This window comes from Parvimonas sp. D9 (genome assembly GCF_035282565.1).
Classification (GTDB): Bacteria; Bacillota; Clostridia; order Tissierellales; family Peptoniphilaceae; genus Parvimonas; species Parvimonas micra.
This window is the reverse complement of the sequence record NZ_JAYKBM010000007.1, coordinates 1-21,186: the sequence shown is the minus strand read 5'-3', so window position 1 is coordinate 21,186 and position 21,186 is coordinate 1. Positions and strand designations below refer to the sequence as shown.

General features: G+C 29.9%; 13 protein-coding genes, 1 pseudogene and 1 other annotated feature. Of the genes and pseudogenes, 10 read left to right on the top strand and 4 right to left on the bottom strand.

Translation table 11 applies throughout. The annotated features are described in order from the left end of the window. The first annotated feature begins 297 nt into the window (after positions 1-297). The 8 genes and pseudogenes from VJI94_RS06690 to VJI94_RS06655 all read left to right on the top strand — a co-directional run bounded on the left by VJI94_RS06690 (position 298) and on the right by VJI94_RS06655 (position 12,082). Positions 298-5,082: a S8 family serine peptidase gene (locus tag VJI94_RS06690; protein ID WP_324008781.1), complete on the top strand. Its 4,785-nt coding sequence runs from the start codon at positions 298-300 to the stop codon at positions 5,080-5,082. A 532-nt stretch (positions 5,083-5,614) separates the two neighbouring features. Beyond that, positions 5,615-6,751 (top strand): cysteine desulfurase family protein, encoded by a 1,137-nt coding sequence (locus VJI94_RS06685; protein ID WP_324008780.1) that lies wholly within the window; start codon positions 5,615-5,617, stop codon positions 6,749-6,751. Beyond that, entirely contained in the window at positions 6,751-7,923 is a 1,173-nt protein-coding gene (thiI, locus tag VJI94_RS06680; RefSeq protein WP_324008779.1) for a tRNA uracil 4-sulfurtransferase ThiI, read from the top strand. The genes VJI94_RS06685 and thiI overlap by 1 nt, the downstream gene beginning before the upstream one ends. Before the next feature lie 97 nt (positions 7,924-8,020). Further along, positions 8,021-8,812, top strand: coding sequence for a DUF6612 family protein (locus VJI94_RS06675; protein ID WP_324008778.1), 792 nt, complete (start codon positions 8,021-8,023; stop codon positions 8,810-8,812). Positions 8,813-8,931: 119 nt separating this feature from the next. Continuing rightward, positions 8,932-9,774: pseudogene (locus VJI94_RS06670) on the top strand (DUF6612 family protein). A gap of 56 nt (positions 9,775-9,830) precedes the next feature. Further along, positions 9,831-10,604: a DUF6612 family protein gene (locus tag VJI94_RS06665; RefSeq protein WP_324008777.1), complete on the top strand. Its 774-nt coding sequence runs from the start codon at positions 9,831-9,833 to the stop codon at positions 10,602-10,604. 125 nt (positions 10,605-10,729) lie between these two features. Continuing rightward, positions 10,730-11,545: a DUF6612 family protein gene (locus tag VJI94_RS06660; RefSeq protein WP_324008776.1), complete on the top strand. Its 816-nt coding sequence runs from the start codon at positions 10,730-10,732 to the stop codon at positions 11,543-11,545. 33 nt (positions 11,546-11,578) lie between these two features. Then, a complete protein-coding gene (locus VJI94_RS06655) occupies positions 11,579-12,082 on the top strand; it encodes a hypothetical protein (protein ID WP_324008775.1) in 504 nt (167 codons plus the stop codon). A gap of 543 nt (positions 12,083-12,625) precedes the next feature. Here the strand turns inward: VJI94_RS06655 and VJI94_RS06650 are convergent. The 4 genes from VJI94_RS06650 to brnQ all read right to left on the bottom strand — a co-directional run bounded on the left by VJI94_RS06650 (position 12,626) and on the right by brnQ (position 16,200). Continuing rightward, positions 12,626-13,159, bottom strand: a complete 534-nt coding sequence (locus VJI94_RS06650) for a hypothetical protein (RefSeq protein WP_324008774.1) — start codon at positions 13,157-13,159, stop codon at positions 12,626-12,628. Continuing rightward, positions 13,099-13,836, bottom strand: coding sequence for an ABC transporter permease (locus tag VJI94_RS06645; protein WP_324008773.1), 738 nt, complete (start codon positions 13,834-13,836; stop codon positions 13,099-13,101). Before VJI94_RS06645 ends, VJI94_RS06650 begins: the two co-directional genes overlap by 61 nt. Then, on the bottom strand, positions 13,829-14,740 hold the full coding sequence (locus VJI94_RS06640; RefSeq protein WP_324008772.1) for an ATP-binding cassette domain-containing protein: 912 nt from the start codon (positions 14,738-14,740) through the stop codon (positions 13,829-13,831). Before VJI94_RS06640 ends, VJI94_RS06645 begins: the two co-directional genes overlap by 8 nt. A gap of 125 nt (positions 14,741-14,865) precedes the next feature. Next, on the bottom strand, positions 14,866-16,200 hold the full coding sequence (gene brnQ, locus VJI94_RS06635) for a branched-chain amino acid transport system II carrier protein (RefSeq protein WP_324008771.1): 1,335 nt from the start codon (positions 16,198-16,200) through the stop codon (positions 14,866-14,868). Positions 16,201-16,371: 171 nt separating this feature from the next. Then, positions 16,372-16,595, bottom strand: a binding site (T-box leader). A gap of 195 nt (positions 16,596-16,790) precedes the next feature. On the opposite strand from brnQ, the gene VJI94_RS06630 reads away from it, so the two are divergent. Both VJI94_RS06630 and VJI94_RS06625 read left to right on the top strand, forming a co-directional pair. Continuing rightward, positions 16,791-17,483: a Crp/Fnr family transcriptional regulator gene (locus VJI94_RS06630; RefSeq protein ID WP_118059230.1), complete on the top strand. Its 693-nt coding sequence runs from the start codon at positions 16,791-16,793 to the stop codon at positions 17,481-17,483. Between the two features lie 417 nt (positions 17,484-17,900). Further along, positions 17,901-21,186 (top strand): Cna B-type domain-containing protein (locus VJI94_RS06625; RefSeq protein WP_324008770.1); only part of this gene is annotated, 3,286 nt, incomplete at its 3' end.

Sequence of the window (21,186 nt, the reverse complement as noted above, 5' to 3'; positions counted from 1 at the left end):
TTAATTATAATAGACTTTCATTTACCATATTAAACACTTGGATTTGTAGATTTCTTATGTAAATATTAGGTTAAGTAATTAAGATTGGGGAGTAAATTTTAAAAAATACTCCCTAATTTTTTATTGCTTTTTAAAAAATTTTTTAATTTTTACAAAATTAACCACAAAATTATCATTTTTTAAAAAATATTACTTTAAACGGTATATACAAAACAAAATAAATATGTTATACTGATAAAGTAGTATTCTTTATACTGCATAGGTTTATTTATTTTTATATTTAAGGAGGGTTTTTCTATGAGAAAAAGGTTTTTGACTCTGTTATTAACGTTTTCATTATTATTAGGTAGCACAAGTGTTGCTTTTGCTAATGAAAAAGTTAATACAGCTCCAAAAATTACAAAAACTGCAAATAAGATTAAAGCCGACGAAAATGAGGAAAAAACTTATATTGTAGTTTTGAAAGAGGATTCTAAAGCAGACTTTTCCAGTTTGAAAACTGCAGAAGGAAAAAAGGCTAGAGAAGCTAAAAGTAAGGCTTTAATCAATTCTTTTAAAGCTGAACTTGACAAAGCTGATATAAGTTATGAAACATATTATGAATATGACTTGTTATTTGCCGGAGTTGCTTTAAAAACTAAGGTTAAAAACATTGAGAAAATTTCAAAAATGGCTTCTGTTGAATCCGTTGAAGTTTCAAATGAATTTTCAAAACCTACAGTTAAAGAATCCGAAAAGGAATTTAATCCTAAAAGAAAGAAAAGAAGTTTAGATTCAAACAATCTAATGAAAGTTACAGACGAACTTAGAAAGAAATATAATGGACAAGGTAGAGTTGTTTCCGTATTGGATACAGGTGTCGATGTAAATCACGACATCTTAAGAGTTTCTGATGTAACAAAAGGAAAATATCCAACTGAAGATTCTATGAATAAAAAGATGAAGGAAGCCGGAATTAACTACGGTAGTTGGAGAACTGACAAAGTTGTTTACGCTCATAATTACAGCACAAACGGAAAGAATGTAAAAGAAGAAATGAGAGAAGAGTCTCACGGAATGCATGTTTCCGGTATTTCAGTAGGTAATCCTAAAATGGAAGCTGAATTTAACAAAGAAGACGGAACAACTAAAAAAGAAAAAATCATAGGAACTGCTCCTGAAGCACAACTTATTTTTATGGGAGTTTTCCAAGGACAATCAACATATACTCATATTTATGCAAAGGCTGTTGAAGACTCTGTAAAACTTGGTGCAGACAGTATAAACTTGAGTTTGGGTGCTCCTAACGGATCTATCGCATCTGTTGGTAGAGCTATGGAAAAAGCTATAGCTTATGCGAGAAAGATGGGCGTTATCGTAGCTATCGCAGCCGGTAATGACGGTCATTTTGGTGCGTTTAGTGATAAACCTCCTGTTACAAATCCGGACTATGGTACAGTTGGGAGTCCCGGTGTTGCAAAAGATGCTTTGACTGTTGCAGCTATGTATACTGATATTGAAAGAGTTAGAACAATCAGCATTGAAGGAGTTAGTGGTGTATTAAAATCAGGAGATTATTTCCAAGGTTATGACGATGAGGGAGATCCCGACCCCGCTAAACAATTTATAGATGCAGATAAAAAAGAACAAAGTTATGATGTAGTTGAAGCGGGTCTTGGAAATGAAGAGTCCGACTATAACGGAAAAGAAGTTAAAGATAAAGTGGTCTTAGTAAAAAGAGGCGGAAAGACTTTTGCCGATAAGATTATTTTAGCCGGTAAAAAAGGTGCAAAGGGCGTTATAATCTACAACCACGAACAAGGTGGAGAAGAAATTATAAATATGGCATTTGGAGATCAAACAAAAGATGTCAAGATTCCATCTGTATTTATAGGAAACTCTGCGGGTAAAAAAATTATTGAAAATATAGATAAAAAAGTAAAGTTTACAAAACAATTAAGTGCGATTCCTTATGCAAATGGTGGACAGTTAACTGACTTTTCATCTTACGGTTGGGCATCTGACGGAACTTTCAAACCTGATATAACAGCTCCGGGCGGACTTATTTATTCTTCAATAAATAATAATAAATACACAACTATGAGCGGTACTTCAATGGCAACTCCTCATATTGCAGGTGCTGTAGCTCTTATAAGAGAAAGTTTAAATAAAAGACATTCTGAAATTAAGGGAGAACAAGAATACGACATTATAAAAGCGTTGATTATGAGTACAGCAGATCCTGTTAAGGAAAAGGGAACAGAAAATTATGTTTCTCCTAGAAAACAGGGTGCCGGTGCTATAAATGTTGAAAAAGCTACAAGTAGCGATATTTATGTGCTTGACAGTAATAATAATCCAAAAACTTGGTTAAATGATATTGACAGTAAATTTGAAATTAACTTAAAAGTTGTAAATATTGGAAATGAAGCAAAAACTTTAAAATATAAAACAGTTTTAGGTACTGATGAAACTGAAAAGGGAAAATTTGCTTTAAAGACAAAAACTTTAGAAACAATTCAAGGAAAAGAAATAACTGTACCTGCTAAGGGTTCAGTAGATGTTAAAATAACTGTTGATGCAAGTAAATTTGACGCTGAATTAAGCAAACAAATGCCTAACGGTTATTTCTTAGAAGGTTTTGTATTCTTTGAAGATGCGAAAGATAATACAAAAGAAGTTAGTATGGCATTTAGTGGATTTAAAGGAAAATGGGCAAATGTACCACTTTGGGAAAAATCTGTTTATGACTTTGATCTTAGTAAAGAACTTCCAATGTATATGAAACAAAACGGTTCCTTTACACCGAACTTCACATCTCTTGTAACTGTCGAAAATAATCCTTATGTAAGAGGAAAACAATGGACAGATAATAAGGGAGTAAGATATAATTTTGTTGGAAATAAAGGTGAAATTCCTCTAGGCTTTGATGCAGGTAAGTTTGAATTTTCAAAAAATAATTTGGCAATTTCTCCAAATGGAGATAATAACAAAGACTTTGTGGCATTCAAAGGTATGTTCTTTAGAAATTCACAATATATTACAGCTAAGGTTTATGATAAAGACGGAAATCTTGTTTACCAAAGCGGTTCAGGTTATGCTTATAAAAATAGTAATAATTACAGTGATGGCGCTTCAAGATCCAATCTTATAGAACAAACTTACTGGGATGGAACATCAAACGGAAAATCTCTTCCTGAGGGTACGTACAAATATGTAGTAACTGCAAACTCTGAAGTGGCGGGAGCTGCTGTTGAAAATGAACAAAAAATGGAATTCGATGTAAAAATCGACAATACCGCTCCAAAAATTGCTAAGCCTAAGGTTGAAGGAAATATTTATAAACCTGAAATCACAGATAATTTAAGCGGTGTTGAAGAAACTGTTTTAAGATATATTGATAAAAACGGTGAAACAAAGTGGATAACAGCTAAAGAGGATGGAACTTTTGAAATTCCGGCAGATGTAGAATACAAAAATATCTATATTCACACTTTTGACCACGCAGGAAATATCGCATCACTTAATTTAGACGGCTCTGAATATTCTGCACCTCAAATAAAACCGAAAGATTTGGGAGCAAATGTTAAACCGATATTCAAAGTAACAAATTATAAAGACTTTGAAGGAAAACATATAGAAGGCTCTGAAAACTTAAATATGTTCCCGATTGAAATCAATTGGAGAGAAGATGTTTATGTTTATAATGGAACAGGTTGGAATCCGATGAGAAATTATAGATATTCTAACGAGTTAGTAAATATGACTCCGGGAAATTATAAATTCTATATCGATCAAATTCCGGAAATCTATGAACCTTTAGCTGAACAACAAAAAGATGTTACTGCTGAAAAAGATAAAACAACAGATCTTGTCTTTGAAACAAAGCAAAAGGAAGAAAAGATTGAAGCAGGACATGGAGAAGTTAATATCAGATTACAAATAAATGATTATCCTGAAAACTATATGGGAGCAGGTGCAACTTATGTAATCAAAGATAAAGACGGAAAAGAAATTAACAGAGATAATTTGAAAACTTACACTAAAGTATATGAATCTCCAATAAAGGATGATAACGGAAAACTTACAGGAGTTAATTTCCACAGAGATTTAATGACTGTTCTACCTGTTGGAGAATATACTGTTGAAATAAAAACAAGTGATGATTCTTTAAAATTTGAAACAAAAACAATTAAATTTACAGTTGAAGAAAATAAACCGAAAAGAGTAATCTTTAAGGCACAAGAAACTATAAATGATGTTGTAAATATCGCTTTTGAAGGTTTGGATAAACTTCCTGACGGAATAAAAGTAACTCTTGAAAATGTTGAGTCAAAAGAAAAATTTGATCTTACACAAAGTAAGTTTAATAAAAAAGTATTCCACGGAGATATTCCAAACGGAAAATACAAAGTTACTATAGAAGTTCCTGAAGGTTACAAAGTTGACAGGGATTCATTTGACATTACAGTTAAGAATGATAAAGTTAAAGAGACTGTAAATATCAAGAAGTTAGTAACATTAACAGATAAAGATAAAAAAGTTACAGTTTCAAGTTATGATTTAAAAGAAGATTGGACTTTAGTTGCTGATGTTAAAGATAAAAATTCAGTTGATAAGTTAAAAGATTCCGAAGCGGATTTATACGACATTTACTTCCTTGATAAAAATTGTAAGAGAGTTGACGTTCCTAAGGGAGAATACAATGTTTCAATAGTAAAAGCTGAAGGAAAGACAGCAAAAGCTATTTACTATGTAAATGACAAGGGTGAACTTGAAAATATCGAATTTAAACAAGACGATAAAAATGTAACATTTACAACAACTCACTTCTCAGGTTATGCAGTTGATTATGGTAAAGTCAATGAAGAACCGGAAAAACCAAAACCGGATCCACAAAAACCGGGCGAACCTGGACAACCTGGACAACCTGGACAACCGGGTAAACCTGGACAACCGGGTAAACCGGGTCAAAAAACTCCTAAAAATAAAAAAGGACTTGTAAAGACAAATCTTGATTCAAATGTTCTGGGATTTGTTGTAGTTGCGATTGGCTCTTTGGGAATGACAGTAGTTGTAGGTAAAAAGAGAAGAGACAGATAATTAACAACATTTAAAAAGTGGTTACAATGTAACCACTTTTTTGTGTTTTTTTGTAAATATTTATTAAAGGACTTAAAAATAAAAGGATAAAATAATTATGCAAATCTCTTAAAGTCATATTTAACAAGAAAGTTTTACTTTTATGTATCTACGATACATTTGTTTTACTTGTAAACGAAATTAGGTCTGACGGAGTCGTTGTATATAAAAATGAAATAACTCACGTCACAATACTTTAAATAGAAATTTTCCTTAACACGTCATCTCGACCGTAGTGAATCTAGCCCTAACTTTGCTTGTTTACAAGCAATAGTAGGTCTGACGCAAAGATTGTTCAAATCTTTGATTTGAGTACAATCGACTGCGGAGATCTCATACTGTTATTTGTTTACAAATAATAGTAAGTCCTGCAAAGGACTAAAAAATAAAGTTATTATGTAAGTCGTCTAAATGCTTATTTAGTAATAAAGTTGCTTATTTCCCAATTTTATATTAAAATATTGTTAATGAAAAGAGTTTTTAAGGAGTTTTTATGATTTATTTAGATAATGCTGCGACTACAAGAGTTCGCGATGAAGTTATAGATATTATGGTAAAATATTTAAAAGAAAATTACGGAAATCCATCATCTCTTTATGATTTCGGATATTCTGTTTCTAAAGATATAAATTCTTGTAGAGAAGTTATATCAAAATATATAAATTGCAAGGCTGAAGAGGTATTTTTTAACTCCTGTGCAACAGAAGGAAATAATACTGCAATTTTTGGAGCGATTTCAACTGCAAAGGGAAAAAATATTGTTTCAACGGAGATTGAACACTCCTCTGTTTTTAATGTCTATAAATTTTTAAAAGAGAAAAAAGAGATTAGATTTTTAAAATTGGATGAATTAGGATATATCGACATTGAAAGTGTAAAAAATCTCGTTGATGAAAATACTGAAATAGTTTCAATAGCCTATGTTCATAATGAGCTTGGTATTATTCAAGATGTTGAAAGCATTGGAAAAGCTATTAAGGAAAAGAATAAGAAATGTATTTTTCATGTTGACTCCGCACAGGCTTTCGGAAAAGTCGATATTGATGTAAAAAAATCCAAGATTGATATTTTAACTTTGAGTGGACATAAAATTCACGCTCAAAAGGGAATTGGTGCAATATATGTAAATAAAAATATAAATTTAAGACCTTTTGTTTTGGGTGGAGGTCAGGAAAAAGACTTTAGATCAGGAACGGAAAATGTCGCAGGAATAATGGGGTTAAAGGTCGCTACTGAATTTATGTATGAAAATCTTGAGAATAGAAAAAAACATTTGGAAAATTTAAGAGATATACTGATTTCAGGCATTTCAAAAATAGAAAATCACAAATTTTTAACTACTAAAGACGGAGTTCCGAATATTGTAACTGTCGCTTTTGAAAATATCAGAAGTGAGGTGCTTTTACATTTCTTGGAGAGTGAAAAGATTTATATTTCAACAGGCTCTGCTTGTAGTAAGGGTAAAAAGAGTAGAACTTTTGACGGAATAGGGCTTGATAATAAATATAATGACGGAGTTGTAAGGATTTCTCTTTCAGAGTTTAATACAGAAGAAGAAATTAAAATTTTTATTGAAAATTTAGAAAAGTATGTAAATGAAATTAGAATGATTATGAAAAGAGGAAGATAATGGATTATTTAATTAGCGTCAGCTTTGGAGAGTTGACTTTAAAAGGAGATAATAGAAAAGATTTTGAAAATAGAATAATAAGAAAGATAAAAAAGGCGATAGCAGATTTTGAAGTTGAAGAATTTTACAAGGAGCAGGGAAAAGTCTATATAAAGGCAGATAGAGAGCTTTTTGATGAAATGATTGAACAAATTAAAAAAGTTTTTGGAATTTTCTATATCTGTGAAGTTTTAAGAACTGAAAAAAAGCTTGAAAACATAAGAGAGGCGACAAGAGTTTTAGTAAGTGATTTAGGGATAAATGAAGAAAAGACTTTTAAAGTTTTTGTAAATAGAGTTGATAAGAAATTTACTCCAAAATCTCCTGAACTTTCGAGGGATCTTGGAGGAGTTGTACTTAAAAATTTTGGAAATCTTTTAAAGGTTGACGTTCATAATCCACAAATGCCAATTTTCGTAGATGTTAAAGAATATGTTTATGTTTATGTAAAGAGATATAAGGGCTTTGGTGGGCTTCCAATAGGTTCAAGTGGAAGAGGACTTTTGCTTCTTTCAGGTGGAATCGACAGTCCCGTTGCTGGTTTTGTTATGGGCAAAAGAGGTATGGAAATCGGAGCAATACATTTCCATTCTTATCCTTTTACAAGTGAAAGAGGAGAGGAAAAAGTTAAAGACCTTGCAAAAATACTTTCAAATTATGTTGGAAAATTTACAATGACAAGCATAAATCTTTTACCGATTCAAAAAGAAATTGCAAGCAAATGCCCTGAAAAAGAAATTACTATTCTAGGTAGAATTTTTATGATGAAAATTGCAGAAAAACTTGCGATTAAACAAAATTATCACGCTTTAATTACAGGAGAAAGTCTTGGACAGGTTGCAAGTCAAACTATTCAAGGAATTACAGTTGTGGATAAATCTACTAAAATTTCAATTTTAAGACCTTTAATTGCAATGGATAAAACTGAAATCATTGACATTGCAAGAATGATTGACACTTATGAAACTAGTATCTTACCTTTTGAGGATTGTTGTACCGTGTTTTTACCAAAACATCCGGTAACAAAACCGAAGATTGAAGATATAAATAACAGTTTATCTCTTTTAGATGTGGATAGACTCATTGACGAAGCGTTGGCTAATAAAAAAGTGTATGAAATAAATGAACAATAAATTTTACACACAAATTTTGTTGTGATTTGTTGTAAGTATTTACTTTTTATTGAAAAGGGATTAAAATATAAGTAGGCGTTTATTTAGGAGGTTTGAAATGAAAAGAATTAAAAGAATTTTAATGGCTCTTGCTATTTGCTCACTTTCTATTACAGCAGTAGGCTGCTCATCAAATGGAAAGATGAGTAATGAAGATATTGTTAAGAAGATTAGCGAGTCTTCAAAATCAGTAAAGAGTTCAAAAGCAAATATTGAAAGTAAAGTAGCTTTTAATCTTGGCGGTAAAGATATTGCTACATCTGTAACAATGGAAGCAGAGTCAATTTCAGAACCGTTGACTGTAAAAATTACCGGAAAAACACAAACTTTTGGAAAAAGTTTTGATATGAATATGTATATAACTGAAGGAAATATATATCTTCAAAATATTAATACTAAAGAGTGGATGAATGTTAAGGATGAAAATATAAAAAAAACATTGGAAAAACGTAAAAATTCAGCTAATTTCAATGATGTAGTAGAGCTTTTAAATATAATGCAAAAAAATGTAAAAGTAGAAGAAAAGGGTTCGAATTATGAAGCTACTTATTCAGGAGTTGACGATTCGGCTAAAGAAGCCTTGAAGAAAATGATGGTTTCAAGTCAACCGGATGCAGCAAAAGCACTTAAGAATATGGAAATAGAAAAGCTTGATATCAAATATGTTATAGATAAAAAGACATTTTATCCAACAGAATGTGAAATTAAAACAGGAATGAAAGTTTCAGAAGCTGGTCAAACTATATCATTTGATATGGAAATGAAAATCAAGTATTCTGATATAAATCAAGTTAAGGAAATAGTAATTCCTGATGAAGTTAAAAATGCAAAAGACTATAAAGCTAATTAAAGAAATTTTAATGCAGATAAATGAAAGTTTATCTGCATTTTTTTTGAATATTTTAAGTCTTTACTTTTTTAAAAAAATATATTAATATATACTTACACACATTGATTTAGGGGGTTATTATGAAAAAAATAAAAAAAATATTAATGGCTCTTGCTATTTGCTCAGTTTCTTTTATAGCAGTAGGCTGTTCATCAAAAAGTGATAATAACAATAATAACAATAATAATACAAATAATAATCAAAAAAAAGAAAATACAATATCAGCTGAAGAACTTTCAAATAAAATTTTAGAAGCTTCAAAAGCAGTAAAAAGCACAAAAGTTAAAGTTCAAAGCAAAGTAAAAAGTGATATTTTTGGAAAAGGAGCAACTTGTAATTCAGAAATTGAATCAACAATTTCATTAGAACCACTTGTAGTTAAATTAGAAGGAAAGACTACTATAGTTGGACAAAAATCCAGTGGATACAATATGTATTTTAATGAAGAAGATATGTATTTTCAATCATCATTTGATAAAAAATGGTATAAAATTAAAAATGGAAATTTCAAAAATGTTTTCGGAAAACAAAAAGATGTTGGAAATTTAGCGACTATTCCTGAATTAATTAAAGCTGTAGAAAAAAATATTTCAATAGTTGAAGAGGGTTCAAACTATGTGGTTACTTATTCCGGAAAGGACGAAACAGCTAAACAAGTACTTGAAAAAGCATCACTTTCAATTTAACCTACTTTGGCAAAGTCATTTGAAAATATGACTCTTGAAAATTATGAAGTAAAATATATAATTGATAAAACTACCTTTTATCCGGTAGATTGTGAGATAAAGATAAAAGCTACTGTTAAACAAGAGCAAGGTTCTGTGTCATTTGATTCAGAAACGAAATTAACTTATTCTGATATAAATAAAGTTGAACCGATAAAAATACCGGATGAAGTTAAAAATGCTCCGGAAATGAAATAAAAAGGCAATTAAAAATATATTACTATATAGTTACACATTGACTAAGGAGGTTAATTATGAAAAAATTACAAAGAATATTAATGGCTCTTGCTCTTTGTTCTCTTTCTATTGGAGCAGTAGGCTGTTCATCAAATAGTAAGATGAGTAATGAAGAGATTGTTAAGAAGATTGACGAATCTTCGAAATCTGTAAAAAGTTCGAAGTCAAAAGTGGAAAGCAAATTAAGTGTTAATCTTTCAGGTAAAAATATAGTTACAACTGTTACAATGGACGCAGAAGCTACTGAAAATCCATTTGTCGTAAAAGTAGATGGAAAGGTAGAAACTGGTGGTCAAAGTAGAGATATTAATATGTATATGCTGGGAGAAAAGATATATATAAAAAATATTTACAATCAGTGGGTACCTGCTAAAGATGCAAATTTAAGAAAAGCATTTGAAGATAGAAAAAATATTGCTAAATTTGACAATATGGTAGAGCTTTTAAAATCTGTTGAAAAGAATTTGAATGTAGAAGAAAAGGGCTCAAATTATGAAGTTACTTATTCAGGAATTGACGATTCAGCTAAAGAATCCTTGAAAAAAGCTATAATTTCAACTCAACAAAATTCAGAAAAAATTCTTAAAAATATGGAAATTGAAAAACTTGAAATAAAATACCTAGTTGATAAAAAGACATTTTATCCAACAGACTGTGAAATAAAGTCAACAGTTAAGGTTTCACAAGGAACTAAAACAATCTCCTTTGATATGGATATAAAAGCAAATTATTTTGACATCAACCAAGTTAAAGAAATAGCAATTCCTGATGAAGTAAAAAATGCAAAATAATTGAAGAAATTAGAGAAAAATAATTTAATGCAGACTGAATGTCTGCATTTTTGCTTCAAAACTTATATTTACATTTTATTAAAGATATATTAAAATGTAATTAGCATTTGTTTTGGAGGTGTGATATGAAGATAATACAAAAAATTCTAGTATTTTTAACTATTTTTTCGTTTTTTATTATAGCAGTAGGTTGTTCGTTTAATAGAGATAATACTGTAAATGAAGATTTAATTAATAAAATTAGTAATGCCACAAAATCAATAAAAAGTACAAATGCAAAAATAGAAACTAAACTAAATTTCACAAATCCGGATAAAAATGTAAATTCAATTATAACTTTAAACAGCTCCATAACTACAAATCCGTCAATTGTAAAAATTAGTCGTAATGAAGAAAGAAATGGACAAAAGGTAGAGAATATATTTTATATTACAGACGATACGGTCTATATAGAAGATGTAGAAACTAACACTTGGAAGAAGGCTATAAACGAAAAGTTTAGACAATCGTATAACCGTAGAATAAGCCTTACAAACTTTGAAAGTGTAACAGAATTTTTAAACTCTATTAAAAATAAAATCAAAGTATCGGAACAGGACTTGTTTTATGAAATTACTTATTCAGGAAGTGATCTTTCTGTTAAGGAAGTCTTGGCAAAAATTACAACCTTGATTCAACCGGATATAGATAGATTAATAAAACAGCTATTGCCTGAAAAAATTGAAGTAAAATATATAATTGATAAAAAGACCTTTTTGCCGATAGAATGTGAAATAAAAGCTAAATTTGCATATTTTAAAGATGGACAGAGAGTTATTTCCGTATCTTTAGATGAAGAATTTACAGCAAAGTTTTCTGAAATTAATGAAGTTAAAGAAATAATAATACCTGAAGAAGCAAAAAATGGGAAATTAATAGAAGCGGATTTATCCTATAAGTAACAATAGGTCAATTTTAAAGGGAGTTGAAAGTTAATGTATATTTTAGAGGGAATTGTAAAAGCCATAGCTTTAGTTGTTTTAGTAGTTATTTTTATTCTTTTGGCAAAAAAACCTAAAGTTGAAAATAAATTTATAATGAGAAAATATATAAAATGGATTTTTACAATAGAAATTGTTTTGATTATTTACATAACAATAACGCGTCTGTATTTTGAATACAGTTTTCTTTCATATACATTTGTTATCGGAATAATTATATCAGCAACTACAGCCTATCGACTTATGGTTTATATTAGAGAGATGGCTTGGATATGGTTTTTTAAAAAGTATGGGGATTATAGTAAAGGAAAAACTTCTTTGTATTACTTTAAGTACAATTTATACAGTTTACTTTTTGGACAAAGAGATGGTGGTTTCCTTCTTTTTGGATTTGTTGAGATAATATTTATACTATTTCCAATGGTCATACTTTCTAATTTATTGGCCTTTCTAATATCAAATTTGATTTTAGGAAACGGCTGGAGTATTGTAATATAAATAGGAAAATGATGTATAAAAAAGTAGATATGAAAAAATATCTGCTTTTTTTTGTGATAATTCTATGTTCGATGTATCTACGATACATTTACTTTTGCTAAAGCAAAAGTATGAGATCTCTCCGTTGCACTCAGCTTCGCTTCGTTACAGTCGAGATGACGTATAAGGGAAAAATCTTCGTTTTATGGCTGGACGTTAAAAGTAGATAAACTTCAAATTATCTTTATAAATATATTATGAAAAAATATAATAGAAAAAAACAAAAAATCATATAATTATATTTAAATATATTATATAAAACAAAATAATTCACGTCGCAATACTTTGAAAAGAAATATCCCCTAACACGTCATTTTAATTGAAATGAAGCGAAGCTGAGTGAAATGAATCTAGCCCTAACGTTGTTTACTTATAAACAAAAGTAGGTCTGACGGAGTCATTGTCCGTAAAATAAAATAATTCACGTTAAAGTTCTTTGCGAATAAATGCCCCTAACACGTCATCTCGACTGTAGCGTTAGCGGAATGGAGAGATCTCATACTATTATTTGTTTACAAATAATAGTGAGTCCTGCAAAGGACTAAAAAATAGTTGGATAAAATTACTATGCAAATCTAAAGCTCCATTATTATGAAAAAATCCACAAAATGTATCTACCATACATTTACATTTGATCGTATGTCCTACAAAGGGCTTGTATAAAATTATAGTTAAGTAAATAAGAACCCCACCCTTCCACGATGCTTCGCATCGGGTGGGTACCCGGGAACCTTGTTGCTTCGCAATAAAAACCCCACCCTTCCGCGATGCTTCGCATCGGGTGGGTACCCGGGAACCTTGTTGCTTCGCAATAAAAACCCTACCCTTCCGCGATGCTTTGCATCGGGTGGGTACCCGGGAACCTTGTTGCTTCGCAATAAAAACCCCACCCTTCCGTGATGCTTCACATCGGGTGGGTACCCGGGAACCTTGTTGCTTCGCAATAAAAAAAGGAGTCCAAACTCCTTTTTTGTTTACTATTTTATATCTTGTTTTTGGAAAAACAAGATACTTAAAACTGAACAAACTATAATCCAAACAAACATTGCAATAATAAAAATCGTAGTACTTTTTTGTGTTGCGCCTCCACCTGTTATATTTGAGATGAAAAAAGGAAAAAGTCTTGATAAGTTGCCTGATTTAAAAAATATCGTTTCAAGTAGGCTAACAAATACATTTAAAACTAAACTTACAATTATTGAAATCGCAATAGCAGCTCCTGAACTCTTTACCATAAAGCTGATTAGAGTGAAGATTGAAGCAAATGCACAAAGTGCAAGAATTGCAATAGCTGTCAATTTTATAATTTCTACTAAATCATCTGATTTTATTGAAGTTTTTGTAAATAAAATCACGGCAATCAGACCTGAAAGTACTGAAAGAATCATAAAGGCTATTGCTAAAATAAAATTCCAAATTAATTTTGAAAGTACTATTTCAGGTCTCTTAATTCCTTTGGATGCAACATTTTTAATCGTTCCTGTTTTAAAATCACTTCCGATAAATATACATACAATTATCAAAAATATAAAAGTTGTAGGATTTGTTATTATTCTATATTGAGAAAAAGAGAAAGATTTTTGCCCTAGTTTTGACGAAAGAGCTGACGCTGAAAATATACTAAAGCAAGTCAAAGCCATTGTGATTAATGTACAAATCCACCAAAATTTTGATTTTTGCAGTTTAAAACCATCATATTTAAAAACTCTATTCATGTTTGCCTCCTATAAGTTCCATAAAATAGTCTTCCAAATCAACATTCTTAAAGCCATAAGCAGTTGGAATTACTCCTTTTGAAGTTATTTGTTTAAGAATTTCGTCGGAATTTTCTTCTTTAGAGATTATAAACTTAAGTTTTTCGCCATCAAATGTAAAATCTACATTATTTTCTTTAAAAAATTCTTCTGTATTTTGAACATCTGACTCTTTAACTTTTATCTCAAAACCGTCCTCAGTTTTTTCATCAAGCTCTTTAGCAGTAAATTCTTTAATGAGTCTACCTTTATCTATAACTCCATATCTTGTCGCCAATTTATGAAGTTCTCCTAAAATATGGCTTGAAATTAAAACAGTAATATCTTTTTCTCTATTTAATTTTAAAATTAAGTTTCTAATATCTCTAATTCCTTCCGGATCCAGTCCGTTTGTAGGTTCATCAAGTACTAAAAATTCAGGATTTCCTACAAGTGCAAGGGCTATTGAAAGTCTTTGTTTCATACCAAGTGAAAAATCTTTCGCTTTCTTTTTCATTGAAAAATCCAATCCTACAGTTTCAAGTAAATTATTAATTTCTCCTTCACTAAGTTTAATTCCAACAACTTTGGATTGAGCAATTATATTATCCTTTGCAGTCATCTTTGGAAATATTGCAGGATTTTCTACAATACATCCAATTTTATCTCTTCCTTCAAATAAATTACTTGAACCGAAAAGTTCAATTTCTCCACTTCTTTTTTCACAAAGACCGAGTAAAATTCTTATTAAAGTAGTCTTACCGGCACCGTTTCTTCCAATAAATCCGTAAATATCTCCACGTTTGATATTCATATCAACGTTATCTACGGCTCTTGTTTGACCGAAAATTTTAGTAAGACCTCTTATTTTTAAAATATCATCCATAAAAACCTCCTTATAAAGTTCTTGAACTATATTTTAACACAAAACAGTATCTATATCAATATTATTGTGAAGCAATAAGGTTAATCTTGTTCATGCAGTGTAGAGCACTTAGGAAGGGCGAGATTTTATTTATTAAACGCTGTACTTCTACAATTTTCTAAAAGTTTCGAACTCATTCCTACAAACCAAGTTAATACCATTGGAATTACCCAACCAAGACTTAAACTATAAAAAGGAAGACTTGAAACTAATTTAGTAACAAAAGGTAAAGTTAAATTTACACTTTGTAATGATTCTACAACAGCTATAAAAGTTACTGTATAACAAATTAATCTATAAGTAAATTTATTATATCCAAAATATTTTTCTGTAAGTCCAAGTAGTATTAAAACTATTGAAACAGGATAGATTGCAACTAAAACGGGAACTGAAACTTTTAATATTGTGTTAAGTCCGAAGTTCGCAACTAAAAATGATAAAAATGTCCAAAATACTATCCATTTATTATAAGATACTTTTTCTTTTGTCATAGTTTTAAAAAATTTACTTATACTTGTTATAAGTCCTATACAAGTTGTTAGACAAGCAAGAGTAAATATACTCGCAAGTAAAACTATTCCGAATTTTCCGAATACATATTGTGAAACTGTTGTTAATATTTCAGCACCATTTTTTACATTTTCAGTTAAACCTGATGTTGTCATTCCTATATAAGCAAGCATTGCATATATTACAAAAAGGAAAGAACCTGCAACTAAACCAACTTTTACAGTATAACCTATAACTTTTTCTTCATTTTCAACTTGGAAAGATTTTATTGCAAGTGAAATTACAAGACCGAAGTTTAAAGCTGCTATTGTATCCATTGTATTATATCCTTCTAAAAATCCTTTAACAGTTGAAGAAGTCACATAATCTCCAACAGGACTTGTTACAGCATTAGGATTTTTAAATAAAACTCCAACAAACATTACTGTTATAAGAAGTAAAAGAGCAGGAGTCAAAAATTTTCCCATTCTTGAAACTAATTTATTTGGCTTTAAACAAACTAAATAAGCTACTAAAAAGAATACAAAAGTGTAAACAAGTCTTGACACATTTACTGATACATTTTCTGGTAAAAATGGAGCAACTGCCATTTCAAAAGGAAGGCTTCCTGCTCTTGGGATTCCAAGTCCAGGTCCTATTGCCATATATATCATAGTAGTAAATATAATTGCAAAATATTTATCCACTTTTCCTGCTAGATTTGAAAGACCTTTAGTCTTTGCAACACAAACAACACCTAATATTGGGAATACAACTGCTGTTACTCCAAAGGCTAATAAACTTTGAAAACTTGCAGAACCTGCTTGTTTTCCCAATAGAGGAGGGAATATTAAATTTCCTGCTCCAAAAAATAAACCGAATAGCATTATTGCCACACTAAAAAATTGTTCTCTTGATAAATTGTTTTTCATAAAAACCTCCTAAAATTTAATCTTGGACATTTTGTTTAAATAATCTCATTATATAAATGGTGGTAAATTATTTCGCAATAAGAATCCCACCCTTCCACGATGCTTCGCATCGGGTGGGTACCCGGGAACCTTGTTGTTTCACAATAAAAAAAGTCCTTTGTTCTATTTAGAACAAAGGACGAAATAACTTCCGCGGTACCACCTTAATTTTTCAAAAAATGAAACACTCAAACATCTAACAATGTCGGGTTTTTGTAACGCAAACCACTGCGGGATTCCTTACTCATTTCACGAATCCTTTGTAAAAGATGATTTTCAAAAATTTTCCGTATTAGTTCACACCAACCACTAACTCTCTTAAACTTTCAATTTTCTACTCTTTCTTTCAAATTTAAAATTTATTTTCATTAATTTTATCATCTAAAAAAATATTTGTCAATATATTTTTTCGGTTTTTTTAATAAAATCAGGAAAATTTTATATCATTAATTTACCTGTTTTTTCATTAAGCGAAAAAATATGAATATTTGTTGATTTTATTTATAATAAATGTTAGAATAAAAATTACAAAATGGTTTAAGGAGGTTTAAATGAAAAAGAGAGATATTAATTTACAAAATTTACAAATTTTTTCTGATTTATCAACTGAAGAAATAGATGTTTTTAAAGATGAATTAAATATAATGAGATACAAAAAAAATACATTTTTATTTAAACCCGGAGATAAAGCCGATACAATGTATATTATAGCAAGTGGAAAAATAAAAGTTTTTACGATAAGCAGTTCCGGAATTGAACAAATGCTATATATCTATCAAAAAGATGATTTTATCGGCGGACTTAATCTTATAAAAAAGACAGCTTATATCTACTATGGACAAGCCATTGAAGACACTTTGGTCATTTCTCTTTCCAGAGAATGTTTTGATAAAATTATAAATAAATATCCAAAAGTTACAATAAAAATTTTGGAAGAATCCTTTTTAAGAATTCGTCATGCAGAAGATTTAGTAACAAGACTTATAGAAAACAGTGCAGATGTAAAAGTCGCATCACTTCTTTTAAGTTTGGCTAGAAACTTCGGCATAAAAAAAGCCGACGGAATTTTGTTAGAATTAAATATAAGCCGTGAAAATATGGGATCCTTTGCAGGGCTTACAAGAGAAACCGTAACCCGAAAACTTGCGGAACTAAATTCAAAAGGAATAATAGAGTTGATTGAAACGAAAAAAATATTAATAAAAGATGTTGACTACTTAAAAAATATTATAGTACAGAGATAATGGAAATTATCTCTTTTTTATTGTAAAAAGGATAATAGTATGTCTGAAAGAAATAAAAAACAAAAGTTCTATATGTATCTACGATACATTTACTTTTGCTAAAGCAAAAGTATGAGATCTCTCTGCTCCGTTTCACTTCGGTCGGGATGACGTAAAAAGGAAGAATCTTTGTTTTATGGCTTTTTTAATTCTATCGTCATATTTTGTTGAATTTTATAAAAAAATATGGTATAATAAAAAACATCACGAGTTTTATACCATAATTATAATTTCTAATAAATATAATATAAGGAGAGAATAAGTTGGAGTGTTATGGTATTTTTAAAAATAGACTTAAGTTTGCTTGTATAAAATAATCAAAATATTAAAGTAAATATAAGGTCCATTTTAAAGAATAATTATAAGGAGGATAATATAGTGAAAAAAAATGTAATTAGTATATTAATGATATTTGTGTTATTATTCGGTACTGTTGCACCTAGTTTTGAAAAAGTGTCTTTTGCGAATAAGAGTAATGAAAATAATATTGTTTATACTGACAAAAAGATTAACTCTGATGCCAAAAAGAGTTTAACTGATAGCTCTAAACATAATGAAAACGATATAGAAAAAACAAAAAAAGAAGTGGATATAAAAACTGGTATCAAAGCTAATAATACTAAATCTAAAGAGGGTAAAAAGACAGATTCTATGTCAGAAAAAACTTTAGAAAAAAATAAGAGTGAGAATAAAAAGATAGAGAAGGATAAAAAGTCTGACACTGAAAGAAATAAATCAAAAGAACAAACTTTTATTACTGAAGTTCGTGATATTATGAGAACTCCAAAAGAGGTTGATGCTACGATAGTAGAGTTTAAGATAGTAAGAGATAATAATGAAAATCCAACCGGCACATTTAATTTCTATGAGGCATTTAAAATAAAGATTAAATGGGATGCTAGTAAACATGGTAAGACTTTAAAAAAAGGAGATTTTTTCAAAATTAAAATTCCGGAAGAATTCAGATTGGCACATAAAATAGAGTTTGATTTAAAAACGGAAGACGGGAAAGTTTTGGGACATTTAGTTGCAACTCCTAATACCAATGGTGGTGCTGATGTTGTAGTTACTTTTAATGAATATGTAGAAACACATGAGAATATAAAGGGTGAATTCTCTTTTGATTCAGCATTTAATGTTTCTAAATATATTAAGAAATCAGATGGAAGTTATACTATATCTTATACTTTTGATGGAAAGACATATAATCATAATATTAAACCAAAACCAAATGTAAGTAATAATGAGGTTTTTGTAAAGTGGGCGAATAAAACTCAAGATGGTTTAAATGAAGCGGAATGGGTTCTTAGGTTAAATTTTAAAAAGGGTATTTTTGCAAATGTTGTTATTAGTGATGAGCTCACATCTGAAACGGGAGTATTGCCTTTAAATATAAAATATAAACCGGATACATTTAGACTTAAACAGGTAGAGTTTAATAGTACCGGAGATGATATAAGTGGAGATAAATATAAATCTATTAAATATGAAGAATTGAAAAATTATATTACTTTTGACAAAGATATGCGAAAATTTACCTTTAGAATGAGTGATTTCTTAAAGGACAAAGGTTATTCCACAGATGGTAAGTTAAATGCAACACAGTGGTATCTATTTTACAAATCCACTTATGAAAAAGGATTAAAATTAAAAAATAAAGCAGAATTTAAGTCAAAAGAAGAAACAATTGAAAGATCTAGTTATTATCAATCTGCAGAAGGAAATGGTTCAGGTGGTGGTGACTTAACAAACAAAATTAAAATTAAAAAAGTAGATTCTGATAATACTGATAAACCTCTAGCAAATGCAAAGTTTAAAATTATAAAAAAAGGAGATACCAGCAAGGTATGGAATATCGTGACTGATGCTAAAGGAGAGGCGGAAACAGAAAGACTTTCTCAAGGTGATTATGAAATAATAGAGACAGATGCACCTCTCGGTTATATGCGTGATGACAAGCCTATACCGGTAAAAATTATAGATGGCCAAGCAACGATTACAACTATTAAGAATAAAAAGACAAAAATAGAAGTAAAAGTAACAAAAGCTTGGGAAGATAAAGATAATCAAGACGGAAAGAGACCTGAAAGTATAACAGTTAAGTTATTTGCAAACGGACAACCAACTAATAAAACTCTTACTTTAACAAAAGAAAATGGTTGGAAGGGAAGTTTTGACAATCTTGATGAATACAAAGACGGAAAAAAGATTGATTATTCAATTGAAGAAGAAGATGTTGGAAATGGATATGCAGGTTTTATCACACAGCCATCAGAAACAGAGTTTAAAATAATAAATACAAGACAAACTGAAAAAGTAAATATAGCAGGAGAAAAGACTTGGGAAGATAAAGATAACCAAGATGGAAAGCGTCCGACAAAAATTAAGGTTAAATTACTTAAACAAGTTGAAAATGAAACTCCTGTAGTTGTAGAAACAAAAGAAGTAGAAGCTGATGCAACAGGTAAATGGACTTATTCTTTTGAAAATCTTGATAAGTATGAAAAAGGCAAACTAATCAAATACAGTATAGATGAAGAAGAAGTAATAGGATATACAAAAACTGTAGAAGGATATAATATTAAAAATTCATATACACCTGAAAAAGTAAATATAGCAGGAGAAAAGACTTGGGAAGATAAAGATAACCAAGACGGAAAGCGTCCGACAAAAATTAAGGTTAAATTACTTAAACAAGTTGAAAATGAAACTCCTATAGTTGTAGAAACAAAAGAAGTAGAAGCTGATGCAACAGGTAAATGGACTTATTCTTTTGAAAATCTTGATAAGTATGAAAAAGGCAAACTAATCAAATACAGTATAGATGAAGAAGAAGTAACAGGATATACAAAAACTGTAGATGGATATAATATTAAAAATTCATATACACCTGAAGTAGTAAATATAGCAGGAGAAAAGACTTGGAACGATAATGATGACCAAGACGGAAAGAGACCTGAAAGTATTAAGGTTACTTTATACAAAACTGTAAACGGAATAAAAAGTAAAGTAGAAGAAAAAGATGTTACAAAAGCAAATGGTTGGAAATATGAATTTAAGAATTTGCCAAAATATGAAAAAGGTAAAGAAATTAAATACAGTATAGAAGAAGATTCAGTAGCGGGTTATGTAGGTTCATTGGATGGCTATAATCTTACTAACACTCATACACCTGAAAAAGTAAATATAGCAGGAGAAAAGACTTGGGAAGATAAAGATAACCAAGACGGAAAGCGTCCGACAAAAATTAAGGTTAAATTACTTAAACAAGTTGAAAATGAAACTCCTATAGTTGTAGAAACAAAAGAAGTAGAAGCTGATGCAACAGGTAAATGGACTTATTCTTTTGAAAATCTTGATAAGTATGAAAAAGGCAAACTAATCAAATACAGTATAGATGAAGAAGAAGTAACAGGATATACAAAAATTGTAGATGGATATAATGTTAAAAATTCACGTACTCCTAGCAAAACAAGTATTAAAGTAACAAAAGCTTGGGAAGACAAAAATGACCAAGACGGAGTAAGACCTAACAGTGTAATAGTCAGATTGATTGCAGATGGAGTACCAACTGACAAGACACTTACTTTAACAAAAGCAAATAACTGGACAGGAAGCTTTACAGATCTTGACGAATACAAAGCGGGAAAGAAGATTGTTTATA

Coding starts and splice junctions, on each gene's coding strand:
- VJI94_RS06690 (WP_324008781.1), top strand. CDS start 298: ATGAGAAAAAGGTTTTTGACTCTGTTATTAACGTTTTCATTATTATTA.
- VJI94_RS06685 (WP_324008780.1), top strand. CDS start 5,615: ATGATTTATTTAGATAATGCTGCGACTACAAGAGTTCGCGATGAAGTT.
- thiI (WP_324008779.1), top strand. CDS start 6,751: ATGGATTATTTAATTAGCGTCAGCTTTGGAGAGTTGACTTTAAAAGGA.
- VJI94_RS06675 (WP_324008778.1), top strand. CDS start 8,021: ATGAAAAGAATTAAAAGAATTTTAATGGCTCTTGCTATTTGCTCACTT.
- VJI94_RS06665 (WP_324008777.1), top strand. CDS start 9,831: ATGAAAAAATTACAAAGAATATTAATGGCTCTTGCTCTTTGTTCTCTT.
- VJI94_RS06660 (WP_324008776.1), top strand. CDS start 10,730: ATGAAGATAATACAAAAAATTCTAGTATTTTTAACTATTTTTTCGTTT.
- VJI94_RS06655 (WP_324008775.1), top strand. CDS start 11,579: ATGTATATTTTAGAGGGAATTGTAAAAGCCATAGCTTTAGTTGTTTTA.
- VJI94_RS06645 (WP_324008773.1), bottom strand. CDS start 13,836: ATGAATAGAGTTTTTAAATATGATGGTTTTAAACTGCAAAAATCAAAA.
- VJI94_RS06640 (WP_324008772.1), bottom strand. CDS start 14,740: ATGGATGATATTTTAAAAATAAGAGGTCTTACTAAAATTTTCGGTCAA.
- brnQ (WP_324008771.1), bottom strand. CDS start 16,200: ATGAAAAACAATTTATCAAGAGAACAATTTTTTAGTGTGGCAATAATG.
- VJI94_RS06630 (WP_118059230.1), top strand. CDS start 16,791: ATGAAAAAGAGAGATATTAATTTACAAAATTTACAAATTTTTTCTGAT.